Source organism: Streptococcus sp. oral taxon 431 (assembly GCF_023115445.1).
Classification (GTDB): Bacteria; Bacillota; Bacilli; order Lactobacillales; family Streptococcaceae; genus Streptococcus.
In genome coordinates this window covers 12,353-31,850 of sequence record NZ_JALDUI010000010.1, presented here as the reverse complement: position 1 = coordinate 31,850, position 19,498 = coordinate 12,353, and the positions used below count along the sequence as shown (strand labels likewise).

Sequence of the window (19,498 nt, the reverse complement as noted above, 5' to 3'; positions counted from 1 at the left end):
CAGAGTTCGAAGGCGGTGTGAACGGAGTAGAGGCTGCTAAGTTAGAAGTTCCAGAATACACAGGTGGCGTCAATGCAGTGGAGTCCGCTAAGTTAGATTCTCCAGAATACACAGGTAGTGTCAATGGAGTAGAGGCTGCTAAGTTAGAGGTGTCAGAATATACAGGCGGAGTCAATGCGGTAGAATCTGCGAAGTTAGAAGCACCAGAGTATACAGGTGGTGTAAATGGAGTAGAATCTGCTAAGTTAGAGGTTCCAGAATATACAGGTGGCGTCAATGCAGTAGAATCTGCTAAGTTAGAAGTTCCAGAGTATACAGGTGGTGTCAATGCGGTAGAATCTGCTAAGTTAGAAGTTCCAGAATACACAGGTGGTGTCAATGGAGTAGAGGCTGCTAAGTTAGAAGTTCCAGAGTACACAGGTGGCGTCAATGGAGTAGAGGCCGCTCAGTTAGAAGTTCCAGAGTATACAGGCGGTGTTAATGGGCTAGAAGCTGCGATTACAGAAGTTCCAGCGTATGTAGGTGGTGTAAACAGTGCTGAAGCTGCTATCCATGAGGTCTCAGAGTATAAGGGAGAACAGTCAATTGTGGTTCAGGCCATGGCAGAAGATAAAACTTATCAAGCCCCTGCTGCTCGTCATCAACTTCTTCCTGAAACAGGAAGTGAAGATCTTGCTCCTCTTGCCTCTCTAGGACTTGTAGGAATACTCCTCGGCATGTTTGCCCTAGGTAAGAAAAAAGAAGATCAATGAAATAGTTAAAATCAACGAAATTCATAGAGAAATTTGATCTTATATTAGAAAGGGTCGTGACTAGAACTAGTTACGGCCTTTTTGATCTAGATAAATCAGGAGTCAAATAGTTAATACTCTTCGAAAATCAAATTCAAACCACGTCAGCTTCGCCTTACCGTACTCAAGTACAGCTTCCTAGTTTGCTCTTTGATTTTCATTGAGTATAAGTTTGAGATAAAGTTCATTAAAAAAACGATTCAACCGAATGAAGCAATTTTATGTCAGAAAAATCCAAAGCATCCGAAAGTAGTTTCGAATGTCTGAACTCATGTTTCAAAAACTGAAAGTATAATCTGTTCTATCTCAATCTCTCTTAAAAGGGGAGGATTTATTATATAATGAGAATAAGATAAAATTTGAAAGGAGTAGGAGACTCTAGTTAACGATGGGTCATTAAGTGAGAGAAAATTTGAAAGAGCGAGTGTAACCATTCGTGAAAAAGTAATTTTTGTCATTTAGTCAGATGACTAAAAATTTTAAGCGAAAAAGAAAGCGCTTTATTTTTAAAAATGAAAGGAAGAAAGATGAAGCATAATCAGTTGGATAGAAAACAACGATACGGAATTCGCAAATTTACAGTAGGAGCCGCTTCAGTAGTGATCGGAGCAGTTGTTTTTGGTGCATCGCCAGTATTGGCACAAGAAGCAACAACTACCAATAAGGAAACGACAGAACTAGGAGTTGAGAAGGATCAGGCAGAAAAAGCAGTAGATACTGAAAAGAGTGCGACAGAGTCTAATGGGGTAGATACAGTCACACATGCATCTACAGAAGCACATACTGGGACAGCGACAACTGCAACGGTAGAAACGGCAGAAGCAACTAGAGAAACCGAAAAAGATCCAGCTGCGCTTCCACGTGATTACTATGCTAGAGAGTTGGAAAATGTCAATACTGTTCTTGAAAAGGAAGATGTAGAGACTAATGCTGCAAATAGCAATAGAATTGATCTGACAGAGCAATTGGAAAAACTGAAACAGCTTCAAAATGCGACCGTTCATATGGAGTTCAAACCAGATGCTTCTGCGCCAGCATTTTACAACCTTTTCTCAGTCTCAAGTGATAAGGTTCGAAATGAATATTTCACCATGGCTGTTTACAACAACGTTGCCTTGATTGAGGGCCGCGATCAAAACGGCGACCAATTTTATGATAGATACACAGACGCACCATTAACAGTCAAACCAGGTCAGTGGAACTCAGTAACCTTTACAGTTGAAAGACCAAGTGCAGATTCTCCAGATGGGCAAGTTCGTCTCTATGTAAACGGAGTTTTGTCACGAACAAGTAAGAAATCAGGACGCTTTATCAAAGATATGCCTGATGTGAATCATATGCAAATTGGTACCACAAATCGTGCAGGAAGTATGGTTTGGGGGGCAGGTTTACAAGTTCGTAATCTAACTGTTTACGATCGTGCCTTGAGTCCAGAAGAAGTTCAAAATCGTAGCTACCTCTTTGAAAGATCCGAATTAGAGAAAAAGCTTCCAGAAGGAGCTGAGATAACAGATAAAAAGGATGTTTTTGAAGCTGGTAAAAATGGGCAGTCAAATCCAGATGGTATTAATAGCTATCGTATTCCAGCCCTCCTTAAGACTGACAAGGGAACTCTGATTGCTGGAGCTGATGAACGTCGTTTGCACCACTATGACTGGGGCGATATCGGTATGGTCGTCAAACGAAGTGAAGATCAGGGTCAAACATGGGGCGATCGTATCACCCTTACGAATCTACGCGACAATCCAAAAGCTACTGATCCATCTGTTGGTTCACCAGTAAATATCGATATGGTTTTAGCCCAAGATACTGAAACCAAACGCATCTTTTCAGTCTATGATATGTTCCCAGAAGGAAAAGGTATCTTTGGGATGTCAGCTGAAAAAGAGGAAGCTTATAAAGAAATTGATGGGAAAACCTACCAAATTCTCTATCGTGAAGGAGAAAATGGAGCCTATACCATTCGTGAAAATGGTGTTGTCTACACGCCAGATGGTCAGGCAACGGATTACCGTGTTGTTGTAAATCCAGTCAAGCCGGCTTATAGCGATAAAGGCGACCTTTATCAGGGTGAGCAACTGCTAGGAAATATCTACTTTACAAGCAATAAAACTTCTCCATTTAGAATTGCTAAAGACAGCTACCTGTGGATGTCTTACAGTGATGATGACGGTAAGACTTGGTCTGCGCCACAAGATATTACCCCAATGGTCAAAGCTGATTGGATGAAATTCTTAGGTGTGGGACCTGGAGTGGGCATTACCCTCCAGAATGGACCTCATAAAGGTTGGATCGTCGTTCCTGTCTATACGACGAATAGAACAAACCACCTCAATGGCTCTCAATCATCTCGTATCATCTACTCAGATGACCATGGTAAGACTTGGCATATGGGTGGCGGTGTCAATGATAACCGTACACTTTATGATGGTACAGTAGTTGATTCAAGCAACATGAATAATTACTATGCTCAAAATACGGAGGCTTCAGTTGTTCAGCTGAACAATGGTCAGTTGAAACTCTTTATGCGTGGTTTGACTGGTGATTTGCAGGTTGCGACAAGTAATGATGGTGGCATTACATGGGACAACTATGTAGCACGCTATGATGTACCTGATGTTTATGTTCAAATGGCGGCGACACATACGGTTCAAGATGGTAAGGAGTATATCCTTCTAGCAAATGCCAATGGCCCAGGTCGTAAGAATGGTTACATTCGAGTGGCACGCGTAGAAGAAGATGGCGAGTTGACTTGGTTGCATCATCATTTGATTCAAGAAGGGGAATATGCCTATAACTCACTTCAACAGATTGGACCAAAAGAATTTGGTCTCTTGTACGAACATCATGAAGCTGGTGGCAATCCTTATACTCTATCCTTCAAGAAATTCAACTGGGATTTCTTAACGAAGGAAAGAATTTCTCCTAAAGAAGCCAAAGTTAAAAATGTTATTGAAAAATGGCCAGGAATTCTTGCAGTAGAGTTTGATTCAGAAGTTTTGGTTAACAAAATCCCAACACTTCAGTTGGCAAATGGTAAAAAAGTAAACTTCATGACCCAGTATGATACTAAGACTCTTCTATTTACAATAGATAAGTCAGATCTTGGTCAAGAAATAACTGGACTTGCTTCTGGAGCAATCGAGAGCATGCACAATCTTCCAGTTAGTCTTGAAGGAGCAGGTATTCCTGGAGCTGCCAACGGTAGTGAAGCAGCTGTTAACGAAGTACCAGAATTCACAGGTGGTGTGAATGGTGTAGAAGCTGCGACTGCTGAAAATCCAGAATTTACTGGTGGAGTCAATGGTAGTGAAGCAGCTGTTCATGAAGTACCAGAATTCGAAGGTGGTGTGAATGGCGAAGAGGCTGCTGTAACGGAGCTCCCAGAGTATACTGAAGCTATTGGTACAGTAGGCGAAGAAGCAGCACCGATAGCAGAACTTCCAGAATTCACAGGCGGAGTTAATGGAAGCGAAGCAGCTGTGCATGAATTACCAGAATTCGAAGGTGGTGTGAATGGCGAAGAGGCTGCTGTAACGGAGCTTCCAGAGTATACTGAACCTATTGGTACAGTAGGCGAAGAAGCAGCACCGATAGCAGAACTTCCAGAATTCACAGGCGGAGTCAATGGTAGTGAAGCAGCTGTGTATGAAGTTCCAGAATTCACAGGTGGTGTGAATGCAGTAGAAGCAGCAAAAGCAGAATCTCCAGAATTTACAGGTGGAATCAATGGTAGTGAAGCAGCTGTGCATGAAGTCCCAGAATTTACAGGTGGTGTGAATGCAGTAGAAGCAGCAAAAGCAGAATTTCCAGAATTTGTAGGTGGAGTCAATGCTGCAGAAGCTGTAGTCCAGGAAGTCCCAGAGTTCACAGGTCAGCAGTCTATTGTACTTCAGGCTATGTCACAAGATAAGACCTATCAAGCGCCTGCAGTTGGTCAAAATATTCTTCCTAAGACAGGAAATGAAGATGCCACTGCCCTTGCATCTGTAGGATTTGTGGGGATACTCCTTGGTATGTTTGCTTTAGGGAAGAGAAAAGAAGATTAGTCAAATCGTTGAAAGTGAAGGTTTCCTTAGTGAAACTAAATCTTAGTTAGAAAGGGTCGTAACGGAAATTTGTTACGGCCTTTTACTTTCATGTTTGCGAGAAAAAAAGGCTAGTTTCAAGATTTAAGAGGTGTTGGGATAGATTTTAGGTCCCTGAAACTACTTTCAGAAGAAACTGTTGCATAAAATTGTTTTGAAACTCCAATCTATTCTAGCACAAGTTATTGAAAGCGCTTTAATAATAAGCTATAATAGTCACATAAACACAAAGGAAAAGAAAAGGAGGAAAGTAGATGCCACAAATTAGTAAAGAAGCCTTGATTGAACAAATCAAAGATGGAATCATCGTTTCTTGTCAGGCACTTCCTCATGAACCGCTCTACACAGAAGCGGGAGGAGTTATCCCCTTGTTGGTGAAAGCAGCTGAACAAGGTGGTGCAGTCGGTATCCGAGCAAACAGTGTTCGAGATATCAAGGAAATTAAAGAGGTCACTAAACTTCCGATTATCGGAATTATTAAACGTGATTATCCACCACAGGAACCATTCATCACAGCGACTATGAGAGAGGTGGATGAACTAGCAGCTCTTGACATCGAAGTCATTGCTCTTGACTGTACCAAGCGTGAACGTCATGATGGCTTGGAGATCCAAGAATTTATCCGCCAAATCAAAGAAAAATATCCAAATCAACTCTTGATGGCTGACACAAGTACCTTTGAGGAAGGTCTAACAGCAGTTGAAGCGGGAATTGACTTTGTCGGAACAACCTTATCAGGTTACACTTCTTACAGTCCAAAAGTGGATGGCCCAGACTTTGAACTCATCAAGAAACTCTGTGATGCAGGAGTGGACGTCATCGCTGAAGGAAAAATTCACACACCAGAACAAGCTAAGCAAATCCTAGGTTACGGAGTGCGAGGTATCGTAGTTGGTGGCGCTATTACTAGACCAAAAGAGATTACGGAACGATTTGTTGCGGGTCTTAAATAACACAATATAAAAAACGAGGAGAGTGGTTGATTAGTAGGAAAAAATGAAAACGTATACAAAGTCGACATTACTCATTATCCGATTCGGATACGCTTATCATCATTTAGGAGAATACAAATGAAATTTAAAAAACTAGCTTGTACAGTACTTACGGGTGCTGCGGTTCTATCTCTTGCTGCTTGTGGCAAATCAGATGCTAACAAAGATGCTGCTAGCTCTGGTAGTGACAGTGGAAAAACTGAAATCACTTGGTGGGCATTCCCAGTCTTTACTCAAGAAAAATCTGGTGACGGTGTTGGAACTTATGAAAAATCTATCATCGAAGCTTTCGAAAAAGCAAATCCAGATATCAAAGTTAAACTAGAAACAATCGACTTCAAATCTGGACCAGAAAAAATCACAACAGCTATCGAAGCTGGTACAGCTCCAGATGTACTTTTCGATGCACCAGGTCGTATCATCAATTACGGTAAAAATGGTAAATTGGCTGAGTTGAATGACCTCTTTACAGATGAATTTGTGAAAGATGTTAACAACGAAAACATCGTACAAGCAAGTAAAGCTGGTGACAAAGCATACATGTATCCAATCAGTTCTGCACCATTCTACATGGCTATGAACAAGAAAATGTTGGAAGATGCTGGTGTAGCTAACCTTGTTAAAGAAGGTTGGACAACTGATGATTTTGAAAAAGTCTTGAAAGCACTTAAAGATAAAGGATACACTCCAGGTTCATTGTTCAGTTCTGGTCAAGGGGGAGACCAAGGAACACGTGCCTTCATCTCTAACCTTTACGGCGGTTCTGTAACTGATAAAGAAGTAACTAAATATACAACTGATGATCCTAAATTCGTTAAAGGTCTTGAAAAAGCAGCTAGCTGGATCAAAGATGGTTTGTTGAATAACGGTTCACAATTTGACGGTGGAGCAGACATCCAAAACTTTGCAAACGGTCAAACTTCATACACAATCCTTTGGGCACCAGCTCAAAACGGTATCCAAGCTAAACTTTTGGAAGCAAGTAAAGTTGAAGTGGTAGAAGTTCCATTCCCATCTGATTCTGGCAAACCAGCTCTTGAATACCTTGTAAACGGATTTGCAGTATTTAACAACAAAGATGAAAAGAAAGTTGCTGCAGCTAAGAAATTCATCCAATTCATCGCAGATGATAAAGAGTGGGGTCCTAAAGACGTAGTTCGTACAGGAGCATTCCCAGTTCGTACTTCATTTGGTAAACTATACGACGACAAACGTATGGAAACAATCAGTGGTTGGACTCAATACTACTCTCCATACTACAACACAATCGACGGATTTGCTGAAATGAGAACTCTATGGTTCCCAATGTTGCAAGCAGTATCTAATGGTGACCAAGAACCTGCTGCAGCTTTGAAGGCATTCACTGAAAAAGCGAATGAAACAATCAAAAAAGCAGCTAAACAATAAGCCCTAAATAAAAAGTAAAATCCCCCCTTTTCCCTGTGCACATTTGTGTACGAAAAGGGGGAGTTTTGTTTAAAAAATGTAAGAAACTGACAGGTCAAAATTAAAATGAAGTTCTTACATAGGCTAATCTTGAAAAATTTCATTTTGATTTTACATCAATGTCAGACGACAATCAAAAAACAAAAACTATTTGAAAGTGAGGTGCCGACTGTGAAAGTCAATAAAATCCGTATGCGGGAAACAGTTATTTCCTACGCATTCTTAGCACCAGTATTAATCTTCTTTACCGTCTTCGTCTTAGCTCCAATGATCATGGGCTTCATCACTAGTTTCTTTAACTACTCGATGACTAGCTTTGAGTTTGTGGGATTGGACAACTACATCCGCATGTTTAAAGACCCTGTCTTTACAAAATCTTTGATCAACACCGTTATCTTGGTTATCGGATCTGTACCGGTCGTTGTACTCTTTTCACTTTTTGTGGCATCACAAACCTACCAACAAAATGCGGTTGCTAGATCTTTCTACCGTTTCGTATTCTTCCTACCTGTTGTTACTGGTAGTGTTGCTGTTACGGTTGTTTGGAAATGGATCTACGATCCACTATCAGGTATTTTGAACTTTGTCCTTAAGTCGAGCAACATTATCAGCCAGAACATTTCTTGGCTCGGAGATAAAAACTGGGCTTTGCTTGCGATTATGATTATCCTTTTGACAACTTCTGTTGGTCAACCGATTATCCTTTACATCGCGGCAATGGGAAATATTGACAACTCACTGGTTGAAGCGGCGCGTGTTGATGGCGCTACTGAGTTTCAAGTTTTCTGGAAGATTAAATGGCCAAGTCTGCTTCCGACAACTCTTTATATCGCAATCATCACAACGATTAACTCATTCCAGTGTTTCGCCCTCATTCAGCTTTTGACATCTGGTGGACCAAACTACTCAACAAGTACACTTATGTACTACCTTTACGAAAAAGCCTTCCAATTGACAGAATACGGTTATGCTAATACCATCGGTGTCTTCTTGGCAATCATGATTGCTATCGTAAGCTTTGTTCAATTCAAAGTGCTTGGAAACGACGTAGAATACTAAGAGAAAGGAGACAGCTATGCAATCTACACAAAAGAAACCTTTAACAGCCTTCACTGTTATTTCAACTATCATTTTGCTCTTGTTGACTGTACTCTTCATCTTTCCATTCTACTGGATCTTGACGGGTGCATTCAAATCACAACCGGATACCATTATGATTCCACCACAATGGTTCCCTAAAGCTCCAACTATGGAGAACTTCCAACAATTGATGGTGCAAAACCCAGCCTTGCAATGGATGTGGAACTCAGTCTTCATTTCATTGGTAACTATGTTCTTGGTTTGTGCAACCTCTTCACTGGCAGGTTATGTATTGGCTAAGAAACGTTTCTATGGACAACGCATTCTCTTCGCTATCTTTATCGCTGCCATGGCTCTTCCAAAACAAGTTGTTCTTGTACCATTGGTACGTATTGTCAACTTCATGGGAATCCATGACACTCTTTGGGCGGTAATCTTACCTTTGATTGGGTGGCCATTTGGGGTCTTCCTTATGAAACAGTTTAGTGAAAACATTCCAACAGAATTGCTCGAATCTGCTAAAATCGATGGATGTGGTGAGATTCGTACCTTCTGGAGCGTAGCCTTCCCTATTGTGAAACCTGGATTTGCAGCCCTTGCAATCTTTACCTTCATCAATACTTGGAATGACTACTTCATGCAATTGGTAATGTTGACTTCACGTCAAAACTTGACTATCTCACTCGGGGTTGCAACTATGCAGGCCGAGATGGCAACCAACTATGGTTTGATCATGGCAGGGGCAGCTCTTGCAGCTGTGCCAATCGTAACAGTCTTCCTTGTCTTCCAAAAATCATTTACTCAAGGTATTACTATGGGAGCTGTTAAAGGTTAATACTCTGCGAAAATTGAATATAGTACAATCTGTTTATCAGTATGCAGAAGTATAGTTGATAGACTAAGAGAATACAGGATATATAAGTGTCTACAAAATGGAGAGGAGTTGGTTACTTCGTGAAGTTTTGTTAGACACTTATAAACTTACTAGCCAGATATTTCTTGTCTGAAGCTAACAATCAAGTAAAGGAATTACTATGATTTTTGATGATTTAAAAAATATCACCTTTTATAAAGGGATTCATCCAAATCTAGATAAGGCCATTGATTATCTCTACGAACATCGAAAAGAGTCTTTTGAACTTGGGAAATATGAGATTGACGGAGATAAGGTCTTTCTAGTTGTACAAGAAAATGTCCTTAACCAAGAAGAAAATGATCGCTTTGAGCATCATAAAAACTATGCAGACTTGCATTTGTTAGTTGAAGGACATGAGTATTCAAGCTATGGTTCTTGTGTTAAAGACGAGGCAGTAGCTTTTGACGAGGCAAGTGATATCGGCTTCGTCCACTGTCATGAACAATACCCACTTTTATTGGGTTATCACAACTTTGCGATTTTCTTTCCAGGGGAACCTCATCAGCCAAATGGTTATGCTGGCATGGAAGACAAGGTTCGCAAACATTTGTTTAAAATTTTAATTGATTAGTAAGTTAGGAGGAGCAAACAATGGCACAGAAAGGATCTGGATTACTCAAGGCAGCATTTGATACGGATAATGTTCTCATGCGTTTTAGTGAGAAGGTTTTGGATATCGTGACTGCGAATCTACTCTTTGTTGTGTCTTGTTTGCCTATTGTGACCATCGGAGTAGCTAAGATTAGTCTCTATCAGACTATGTTCGAAATTAAGAAAAGTCGAAGGGTACCCGTATTTAAAATCTATATTAGAGCCTTCAAGCAAAACTTGAGATTGGGGCTTCAACTAGGTTTGTTGGAATTGGGAATTGTTTTAATTAGTCTTCTCGACTTGTATCTGTTTTGGGGACAAGCAGGTCTAGCTTTTCAGGTGCTGAAAGCCATCTGTCTAGGGATCTTAATTTTCTTGACATTAGTCATGTTAGCAAGTTATCCTATCGCAGCGCGTTACGAATTGACTTGGAAAGAAGTGCTTCAAAAGGGCTTGCTCTTAGTGAGTTTCAACTTCCCTTGGTTCTTCTTGATGCTTGCAATCCTCTTCTTAATCGTAATGGTTCTTTATGTATCGGGCTTTACTCTTGTACTGGGTGGTTCAGCATTTCTACTTTTTGGCTTTGGTCTTCTTGCCTTTTGCCAGGCTGGATTAATGGAAAAATTGTTTGCTAAATATCAAGCAGATTGAAAATGATATGAAACTACTTTCAAACATGAAAAGCTATGGGAGATGAATAGAAATTAAAATCTAAGTGGCTGAGATGTATTGAAAGCGCTTTTCACAAGGTGTATACTAAAATAGTAAAAAATCATCTGCCCAGAGCAGAAAATAAGAAATCTTAGGAGAAATCTATGTCAGATTTAAAAAAATATGAAGGCGTCATTCCTGCCTTCTACGCATGTTATGATGATGCGGGCGAAGTAAGCCCAGAACGTACTCGTGCTTTGGTGCAATACTTTATTGATAAAGGTGTTCAAGGACTTTATGTCAATGGTTCTTCAGGTGAATGTATCTACCAAAGCGTAGAAGACCGCAAATTGATCTTGGAAGAAGTCATGGCAGTTGCTAAAGGTAAATTGACCATTATTGCTCACGTGGCTTGCAACAATACTAAAGACAGTATCGAACTTGCTCGTCATGCAGAAAGCTTGGGTGTTGATGCTATCGCAACAATCCCACCAATTTACTTCCGTTTGCCTGAGTACTCAGTTGCGAAATACTGGAACGACATCAGTGCAGCAGCACCAAACACAGACTACGTTATCTACAACATTCCTCAATTGGCAGGTGTTGCTTTGACTCCAAGTCTTTACACAGAAATGTTGAAGAACCCACGTGTTATCGGTGTTAAAAACTCTTCAATGCCAGTTCAAGATATCCAAACTTTTGTTAGTCTTGGTGGTGATGATCATATCGTCTTTAACGGTCCAGATGAACAATTCCTAGGTGGACGTCTCATGGGTGCTAAATCTGGTATCGGTGGTACTTATGGTGCTATGCCAGAACTCTTCTTGAAACTCAACCAATTGATTGCGGACAAAGACCTAGAAACAGCGCGTGAATTGCAATATGCTATCAACGCTATTATTGGTAAATTGACTGCTGCGCATGGAAATATGTACGGCGTTATCAAAGAAGTCTTGAAAATCAATGAAGGACTTAATATCGGATCAGTTCGTTCTCCACTTACACCAGTGACCGAAGAAGATCGTCCAGTTGTAGAAGCAGCTGCTCAATTGATTCGTGAAACTAAGGAGCGTTTCCTCTAATCAATAGGAGGCTTTATGACTAATTATGTTGCAATTGATATTGGTGGAACTAATATCAAATATGGTTTGATTGACCAAGATGGACAACTTGTTGAGTCTCACGAAGTAGCGACTGAGGCTCATAAGGGCGGTCCACATATCTTACAGAAAACAAAAGATATTGTCGCTAGCTATCTAGAAAAAGGACCGGTGACAGGTGTGGCTATTTCCTCAGCGGGAATGGTTGATCCTGATAAGGGTGAGATTTTCTATGCTGGTCCACAGATCCCGAACTATGCAGGGACTCAATTTAAGAAAGAAATTGAAGAAAGTTTCCAAGTTCCTTGTGAAATTGAAAATGATGTCAACTGTGCAGGGCTAGCAGAAGCTGTTTCTGGATCTGGAAAAGGTGCAGGAATAACGCTATGTTTGACCATCGGAACAGGTATCGGCGGTTGCTTAATCATTGACGGCCAGATTTTCCATGGATTTAGTAATTCTGCCTGTGAAGTTGGCTATATGCATATGCAAGATGGGGCTTTCCAAGATTTAGCTTCTACAACTGCCTTGGTTGAGTATGTAGCTAAGGCTCATGGTGAAGAAGTAGCCCATTGGAATGGTCGTAGAATTTTCAAAGAAGCTACAGAAGGCAATAAACTCTGTATGGAGGGAATTGACCGTATGGTAGACTATCTTGGGAAAGGTCTTGCTAACATTTGTTATGTTGCCAATCCAGAGGTTGTTATACTAGGTGGTGGTATTATGGGGCAGGAAGCGATTTTGAAACCGAAAATTCGTACAGCTCTGAAAGATGCGCTTGTTCCAAGTTTAGCGGAAAAAACAAGATTAGAGTTTGCGCATCATCAAAATACTGCGGGGATGCTTGGAGCTTACTATCACTTCAAAACAAAACAATCCTAAGTTGGCCTTGCCAATTTAGGATTTTTTAGTGATAAATAGTAGCAAAACATTCAGTAAAAATCTAGTTAAAATTTTGAAAGCCCTTGCATTTTCGAAGATAATATAGTATATTTATTATACTGCAGAAACTCTAGGTAAAATTTTTGCTAGTTTGAGCCTTATTTTATTTTCAAAAAATGTAAGCGATTTCCTCATAAAGGCTTGCCCAAAAATAAATAGCTTAGGAGCAGAGTTTTAAGCTAGGGAATCAAATAAAAAATGTCGCCAGATAACACTGGGCTCGGGCAGTAGCTGACTGCTCTAGAAGATTAGGAGTATTTGATGAAACAATATTTTTTAGAAAAAGGTCGAATATTTAGTATTCGTAAACTGACTGTTGGTGTTGCTTCTGTAGCAGTCGGTTTTGCTTTTTTTGCATCTGGTAATGTTGCAGCTAGTGAACTTGTGACGGAACCAAAACTTGAAGTAGATAGTCAAGCAAAAGAAGTAGTAGATGTAGATCATAAAAAAGAAGAAGCAGTCAAAGAAGAAGTAACTGAAAAAACAGAACCTGCTGTCGAGAAAGTGGCAGAGGAAGGAAAAACTGCTGAAGTGGCTGGTGATTTACTCCCTGAAGAAATCCCTGATCGTGCTTATCCTGATACTCCGGTGAAGAAAGTGGATACTGCAGCTATTGTATCAGAAAAAGAAAGCCCACAAGTAGAGACTAAGAGCATTTTGAAACCTACAGAAGCAGCTCCATCTGAAGCTGGAAAAGAAAATAGAGCCATTATCAATGGCGGACAAGACCTTAAGCATATCAATTATGAAGGTCAACCAGCAACATCTGCTACTATGGTTTATTCAATCTTTAGCTCACCTCTGGCAAATGGCGGTAGTCAGCGATACCTTAACTCAGGTTCAGGTATCTTTGTTGCTCCAAATGTCATCTTGACAGTGGCCCACAACTTCTTGGTCAAGGATGCAGATACTAATGCGGGTTCTATCCGTGGTGGTGATACGGCTAAGTTCTATTACAATGTAGGTTCAAATACTGCTAAGAATAATTCTTTGCCAAGCTCTGGAAATACTGTTTTGTTCAAGGAAAAAGATATTCATTTCTGGAATAAAGAAAAATTCGGTGAAGGCTATAAGAATGACCTAGCCTTGGTTGTAGCTCCAGTTCCACTTTCAATTGCAAGTCCAAATAAGGCAGCTACCTTTACTCCTTTAGCAGAACATAGAGAATACAAAGCTGGAGAACCTGTTAGCACCATCGGTTACCCTACAGATTCAACGTCTCCAGAATTGAAGGAGCCAATTGTTCCAGGTCAATTGTATAAGGCGGACGGTGTTGTTAAAGGTACTGAAAAGTATGATGATAAGGGAACAGTTGGTGTCACTTATCGTTTGACTTCTGTATCAGGTCTTTCAGGTGGTGGAATTATCAACGGTGAAGGAAAAGTTATCGGAATTCACCAACGTGGAACTGTCGATAATGCGAACATTGCTGAAAAAGATCGCTTTGGAGGAGGGCTTGTCCTCTCGCCAGAACAATTGGCATGGGTCAAAGAAATCATTGACAAATACGGTGTTAAAGGCTGGTATCAAGGCGATAACGGCAATCGTTATTACTTCACTCCAGAGGGAGAAATGCTTCGAAATAAGACAGCTGTTATCGGTGAAAACAAATATTCCTTCGATGAAAGTGGTGTAGCGACTCTCCTTGAAGGTGTTGATTATGGACGAGTTGTTGTCGAACACCTAGACCAAAATGATAATCCAGTCAAAGAAAACGATACTTTTGTTGAAAAGACAGAAGTTGGAACTCAGTTCGACTATAACTATAAAACAGAAATTGAAAAGACTGACTTCTTCAAGAAGAATAAAGAAAAATATGAGATTGTATCGATTGACGGCAAAACTGTCAATAAGCAACTAAAAGACGCTTGGGAAGATGATTATAGTGTTGTGAGCAAGGCTCCTGCAGGAACTCGCGTTATCAAGGTTGTTTATAAGGTCAATAAAGGTTCCTTTGACGTTCATTATCGTTTGAAAGGTACCGACCAAGAATTAGCAACTGCGACTGTGGATAATAACGATGGTAAAGAATATGAAGTTTCCTTTGTTCATAGATTCCAAGCCAAAGACATTGCAGGCTACCGTGCAGTCAATGCAAGCCAAGAAGCAACAATCCAACATAAAGGAGTGAACCAAGTTATTTTTGAATACGAAAAAATTGAAGATCCAAAACCAGTAACTCCTGCAACTCCAGTAGTGGATCCAAAAGATGAGGAAACTGAAATCGGAAATTATGGACCACTTCCAAGCAAGGCTCAATTGGACTACCACAAGGAAGAATTGGCTGCCTTTATCCACTATGGTATGAATACTTATACCAACTCTGAGTGGGGAAATGGTAGAGAAAATCCTCAAAACTTTAACCCAACTAACCTTGATACAGACCAGTGGATTAAGACTTTGAAGGATGCCGGGTTCAAACGAACAATCATGGTTGTCAAACACCATGACGGTTTTGTGATTTATCCATCTAAATACACAGACCATACGGTAGCTGCAAGTCCATGGAAAGACGGTAAGGGAGACCTTCTCGAAGAAATCTCTAAATCAGCAACGAAATATGACATGAATATGGGTGTTTACCTATCACCATGGGACGCCAATAACCCTAAATATCATGTTTCAACTGAAAAAGAGTACAACGAATACTACCTAAACCAGCTCAAGGAAATCCTTGGCAATCCTAAATACGGAAATAATGGTAAATTCATCGAAGTTTGGATGGATGGTGCGCGTGGTAGCGGAGCTCAAAAAGTAACCTACACCTTTGACGAGTGGTTCAAGTACATCAAGGAAGCTGAAGGAGATATCGCTATCTTCTCTGCTCAACCAACAAGTGTCCGTTGGATCGGTAATGAACGTGGTATAGCTGGAGATCCAGTTTGGCATAAGGTTAAGAAAGCTAAGATCACTGACGATGTGAAGAATGAATATCTCAATCATGGAGACCCAGAAGGAGATATGTACTCTGTCGGTGAAGCAGACGTTTCTATCCGTTCAGGTTGGTTCTACCATGACAATCAACAACCAAAATCAATCAAAGATTTGATGGATATCTACTTCAAGTCTGTTGGTCGTGGAACGCCACTTCTCCTCAACATTCCACCAAATAAAGAAGGTAAATTCGCAGATGCAGATGTGGCGCGCTTGAAAGAATTCCGAGCAACCTTGGATCAAATGTATGCAACTGATTTTGCTAAAGGCGCAACAGTTACTGCAAGCTCTACTCGTAAGAATCACTTGTACCAAGCAAGCAACCTAACAGATGGTAAGGATGATACTAGTTGGGCATTGTCAAATGATGCCAAGACAGGTGAATTTACTGTGGATCTCGGTCAAAAGAGACGCTTTGACGTAGTCGAACTCAAAGAAGATATTGCTAAAGGTCAACGTATCTCTGGATTTAAGGTTGAAGTTGAGCTCAATGGTCGCTGGGTTCCATATGGAGAAGGTTCGACTGTTGGTTATCGTCGTCTCGTCCAAGGTCAACCTGTGGAAGCACAAAAGATTCGTGTGACTATTACTGGTGCGCAAGCGACTCCTATTTTGACAAACTTCTCTGTTTACAAGACACCAAGTAGTATCGAGAAAACAGATGGTTACCCTCTAGGATTGGATTACCATTCAAATACAACAGCTGATAAAGCAAATACAACCTGGTACGACGAATCTGAAGGCGTTCGTGGAACATCCATGTGGACCAATCAAAAAGATGCTAGCGTAACCTACCGTTTCAATGGAACTAAGGCTTATGTCGTATCTACAGTGGATCCAAATCACGGTGAAATGTCAGTTTACGTGGATGGTCAAAAGGTTGCAGACGTACAAACGAATAATGCAGCTCGTAAACGTAGCCAGATGGTTTATGAAACAGATGACTTGACTCCAGGTGAACATACCATCAAACTCGTTAACAAAACTGGCAAAGCTATTGCAACTGAAGGTATCTATACGCTCAACAATGCTGGTAAGGGTATGTTTGAGTTGAAAGAAACAACCTATGAAGTTCAAAAAGGCCAACCAGTTACTGTAACCATCAAACGTGTTGGTGGTAGCAAGGGAGTTGCGACAGTTCATGTCGTGACTGAGCCAGGAACAGGGGTTCACGGTAAGGTATATAAAGATACAACGGCTGATTTGACCTTCCAAGATGGTGAAACAGAAAAGACTTTGACAATTCCGACAATTGACTTTACTGAGCAAGCTGATTCAATCTTTGACTTTAAAGTAAAAATGACAAGCGCATCAGATAATGCCTTGCTTGGATTTGCTTCAGAAGCAACTGTTAGAGTAATGAAGGCTGACTTACTTCAAAAAGACCAAGTCAGTCATGATGACCAGGCCAGTCAACTTGACTACAGCCCAGGTTGGCACCATGAAACCAATTCTTCTGGCAAATACCAAAACACTGAGTCTTGGGCATCCTTTGGTCGTTTGACTGAAGAGCAAAAGAAAAATGCTAGCGTAACAGCTTACTTCTACGGAACAGGTCTTGAAATCAAAGGTTTTGTTGATCCTGGACATGGTATCTACAAGGTAACTCTGGATGGTAAAGAACTTGAGTATCAAGATGGTCAAGGAAATGCTACTGATGTCAATGGTAAGAAGTACTTCAGTGGAACAGCAACTACACGTCAAGGTGATCAGACTCTTGTTCGTTTGACTGGACTTGAAGAAGGTTGGCACGCTGTAACCTTGCAATTGGATCCAAAACGAAATGATACCTCTAGAAATATTGGTATTCAAGTTGATAAGTTCATCACTCGTGGAGAGGATAGCGCTCTTTATACCAAAGAAGAATTAGTTCAAGCTATGAAAAACTGGAAGGATGAATTGGCTAAATTTGACCAAACAAGTTTGAAGAATACTCCAGAGGCGCGTCAAGCCTTCAAGTCAAACTTAGATAAATTATCTGAACAACTTTCAGCAAGTCCAGCCAGTACTCAAGAAATTCTGAAAACAGCCACAGCCTTGCAAGCTATTCTTGATAAGGAAGAAAACTATGGTGTCGAAGAAACACCATCCCAGCCAGAAGAGCCTAACTACGACAAGGCCATGGCAAGCTTGGCAGAGGCTATCCAAAACAAGAGCAAGGAACTAGGCAGCGATAAAGAAGCTAAGAAGAAACTAGTTGAGTTATCAGAACAAGCTCTTACAGCTATCCAAGAAGCTAAGACACAAGATGCAGTAGACAAAGCCTTGCAAGCAGCTTTAACTTCTATTAACCAACTTCAAGCGACTCCAAAAGAGGAACCAAAACCAGAGCAGCCAGCTCAACCAGAAGAGTCTAAGATTGACTATGACAAGGCCATGGCAAGCTTATCAGAGGCTATTCAAAACAAGAGCAAGGAACTAGGAAGCGATAAAGAAGCTAAGAAGAAACTAGTTGAGTTATCAGAACAAGCTCTTACAGCTATCCAAGAAGCCAAGACACAAGATGCAGTAGATAAAGCCTTGCAAGCAGCTCTCACTTCTATTAACCAACTTCAGGCGACTCCAAAAGAGGATCCAAAACCAGAAGAACCAAGCAAACCAGAAGAGTCTAAAGTTGACCGCCATAAGGCGATTGCAGAATTAGCCGCAGCAGTCGAGAAAAAAGCTACTGAACTTGTAGATGATGTAGCTGCACAGGAAAAACTGGTTGAACTTGGAGAGCAAGCCCTTACTGCTATCCAGGAAGCTAAGACTCAAGATGCAGTAGATAAGGCTTTGGCAACAGGTCTAGCTGCTATCAATCAACTTCAAGCGACTCCGAAAGAGGAACCAAAACCAGAAGAACCAAGCAAACCAGAAGAGCCAACCATCGACTACGACAAGGCTATGGCAAGTCTGGGAGAAGCGATCGAAAGAAAGACTAAAGAACTTGGTGACGATAAAGAAGCTAAGAAGAAACTAGTTGAGTTGTCAGAACAAGCTCTTACTGCTATCCAGGAAGCTAAGAGTCAGGATGCAGTAGATAAGGCTTTGGCAACTGCTCTAGCTGCTATTAATCAACTTCAAGCAACTCCGAAAGAGGATCCGAAACCAGAAGAGTCTAAAGTTGACCGCCATAAGGCGATTGCAGAATTGGCTGCAGCAGTCGAGAAAAAAGCTGCTGAACTTGTCGATGATGTAGCTGCACAGGAAAAACTGGTTGAACTTGGAGAGCAAGCCCTTACTGCCATCAGAGATGCTAAGACACAGGATGCAGTAGACAAAGCCTTGCAAGCAGCTCTAACTTCCATCAATCAGCTTCAAGCGACTCCGAAAGAGGAAGTAAAACATTCAAATCTTCCGACTGAAGGAGATAAGGTCTTAGTTCAAACGCAACCAAGCCTTGAAGTAACGACAGAATCAATCGCCTTTAATACTGTTCGTCGTGAGAATGCCTTCTTAGCCAAAGGCAAGGAACAAGTTGTTTCAGAGGGCAAAACAGGTCAAGTAATGACCTATGTAGAAGTAGATGGAGACACACGTAAGACAGTTAAGGTTGAACGTGAAGAAGCTCAAGATCGTGTCATCGAAGTTGGTACTTTTGAAGGAACATCTGTGCCAGGTGATGGCGTTAAAGAATTGAGCTTTAGTCAGCCAAGCCTTGAAGTTGTTGAAGAAGCTCTCGGATTTAAGACAGTGAAGCAAGATGATCCAACACTTCCAGAAGGTGAAACTCGAGTAGTTCAGGCTGGTCGTAAAGGTAAAGAACGCGTCAGCATAGAAGTAGCCTTGGATGGAAGTCGTACTGAAAAACTTCGCGAAGTTGTGGAAGCACCGCGAGATGAGATTGTGCTAGTCGGAACTAAGAAAGTTGAATCAGGTAAAACAGATCCAACAATCCATGAAGTAGCAGAGTTCACAGGTGGTGTCAATGGAACAGAAGCAGCTAGTCATGAACTTCCAGAATTTACTGGTGGAGTAAATGGCT

General features: G+C 41.0%; 11 protein-coding genes. All 11 read left to right on the top strand.

The window, feature by feature from the left end; genetic code table 11:
• A partial coding sequence (locus M1R56_RS06460; protein WP_248035146.1) for an SIALI-17 repeat-containing surface protein occupies nucleotides 1-752 on the top strand: 752 nt, incomplete at its 5' end.
• A 566-nt stretch (nucleotides 753-1,318) separates the two neighbouring features.
• Nucleotides 1,319-4,840 carry an SIALI-17 repeat-containing surface protein gene (locus tag M1R56_RS06455; protein WP_248035144.1) on the top strand — a complete coding sequence of 1,174 codons (3,522 nt, stop codon included), beginning with the start codon at nucleotides 1,319-1,321 and terminating at the stop codon, nucleotides 4,838-4,840.
• Between the two features lie 293 nt (nucleotides 4,841-5,133).
• Nucleotides 5,134-5,832, top strand: a complete 699-nt coding sequence (locus M1R56_RS06450) for an N-acetylmannosamine-6-phosphate 2-epimerase (protein WP_001135656.1) — start codon at nucleotides 5,134-5,136, stop codon at nucleotides 5,830-5,832.
• Nucleotides 5,833-5,949: 117 nt separating this feature from the next.
• The gene (locus tag M1R56_RS06445; RefSeq protein ID WP_248035142.1) at nucleotides 5,950-7,278 is read left to right on the top strand and encodes an ABC transporter substrate-binding protein; all 1,329 of its coding nucleotides are present in this window, start codon (nucleotides 5,950-5,952) and stop codon (nucleotides 7,276-7,278) included.
• A gap of 231 nt (nucleotides 7,279-7,509) precedes the next feature.
• On the top strand, nucleotides 7,510-8,376 hold the full coding sequence (locus tag M1R56_RS06440) for a sugar ABC transporter permease (protein ID WP_075231411.1): 867 nt from the start codon (nucleotides 7,510-7,512) through the stop codon (nucleotides 8,374-8,376).
• A gap of 16 nt (nucleotides 8,377-8,392) precedes the next feature.
• Nucleotides 8,393-9,232: a carbohydrate ABC transporter permease gene (locus M1R56_RS06435; RefSeq protein ID WP_045613500.1), complete on the top strand. Its 840-nt coding sequence runs from the start codon at nucleotides 8,393-8,395 to the stop codon at nucleotides 9,230-9,232.
• A 199-nt stretch (nucleotides 9,233-9,431) separates the two neighbouring features.
• Entirely contained in the window at nucleotides 9,432-9,884 is a 453-nt protein-coding gene (locus M1R56_RS06430; RefSeq protein WP_075231408.1) for a YhcH/YjgK/YiaL family protein, read from the top strand.
• A 20-nt stretch (nucleotides 9,885-9,904) separates the two neighbouring features.
• Nucleotides 9,905-10,555 carry a DUF624 domain-containing protein gene (locus M1R56_RS06425; protein WP_248035140.1) on the top strand — a complete coding sequence of 217 codons (651 nt, stop codon included), beginning with the start codon at nucleotides 9,905-9,907 and terminating at the stop codon, nucleotides 10,553-10,555.
• 164 nt (nucleotides 10,556-10,719) lie between these two features.
• Nucleotides 10,720-11,637, top strand: a complete 918-nt coding sequence (locus M1R56_RS06420; protein ID WP_248035138.1) for a dihydrodipicolinate synthase family protein — start codon at nucleotides 10,720-10,722, stop codon at nucleotides 11,635-11,637.
• A gap of 15 nt (nucleotides 11,638-11,652) precedes the next feature.
• On the top strand, nucleotides 11,653-12,537 hold the full coding sequence (locus tag M1R56_RS06415) for an ROK family protein (RefSeq protein ID WP_248035136.1): 885 nt from the start codon (nucleotides 11,653-11,655) through the stop codon (nucleotides 12,535-12,537).
• Nucleotides 12,538-12,858: 321 nt separating this feature from the next.
• The coding region (locus M1R56_RS06410; RefSeq protein WP_248035134.1) for an SIALI-17 repeat-containing surface protein at nucleotides 12,859-19,498 on the top strand (6,640 nt) is incomplete at its 3' end.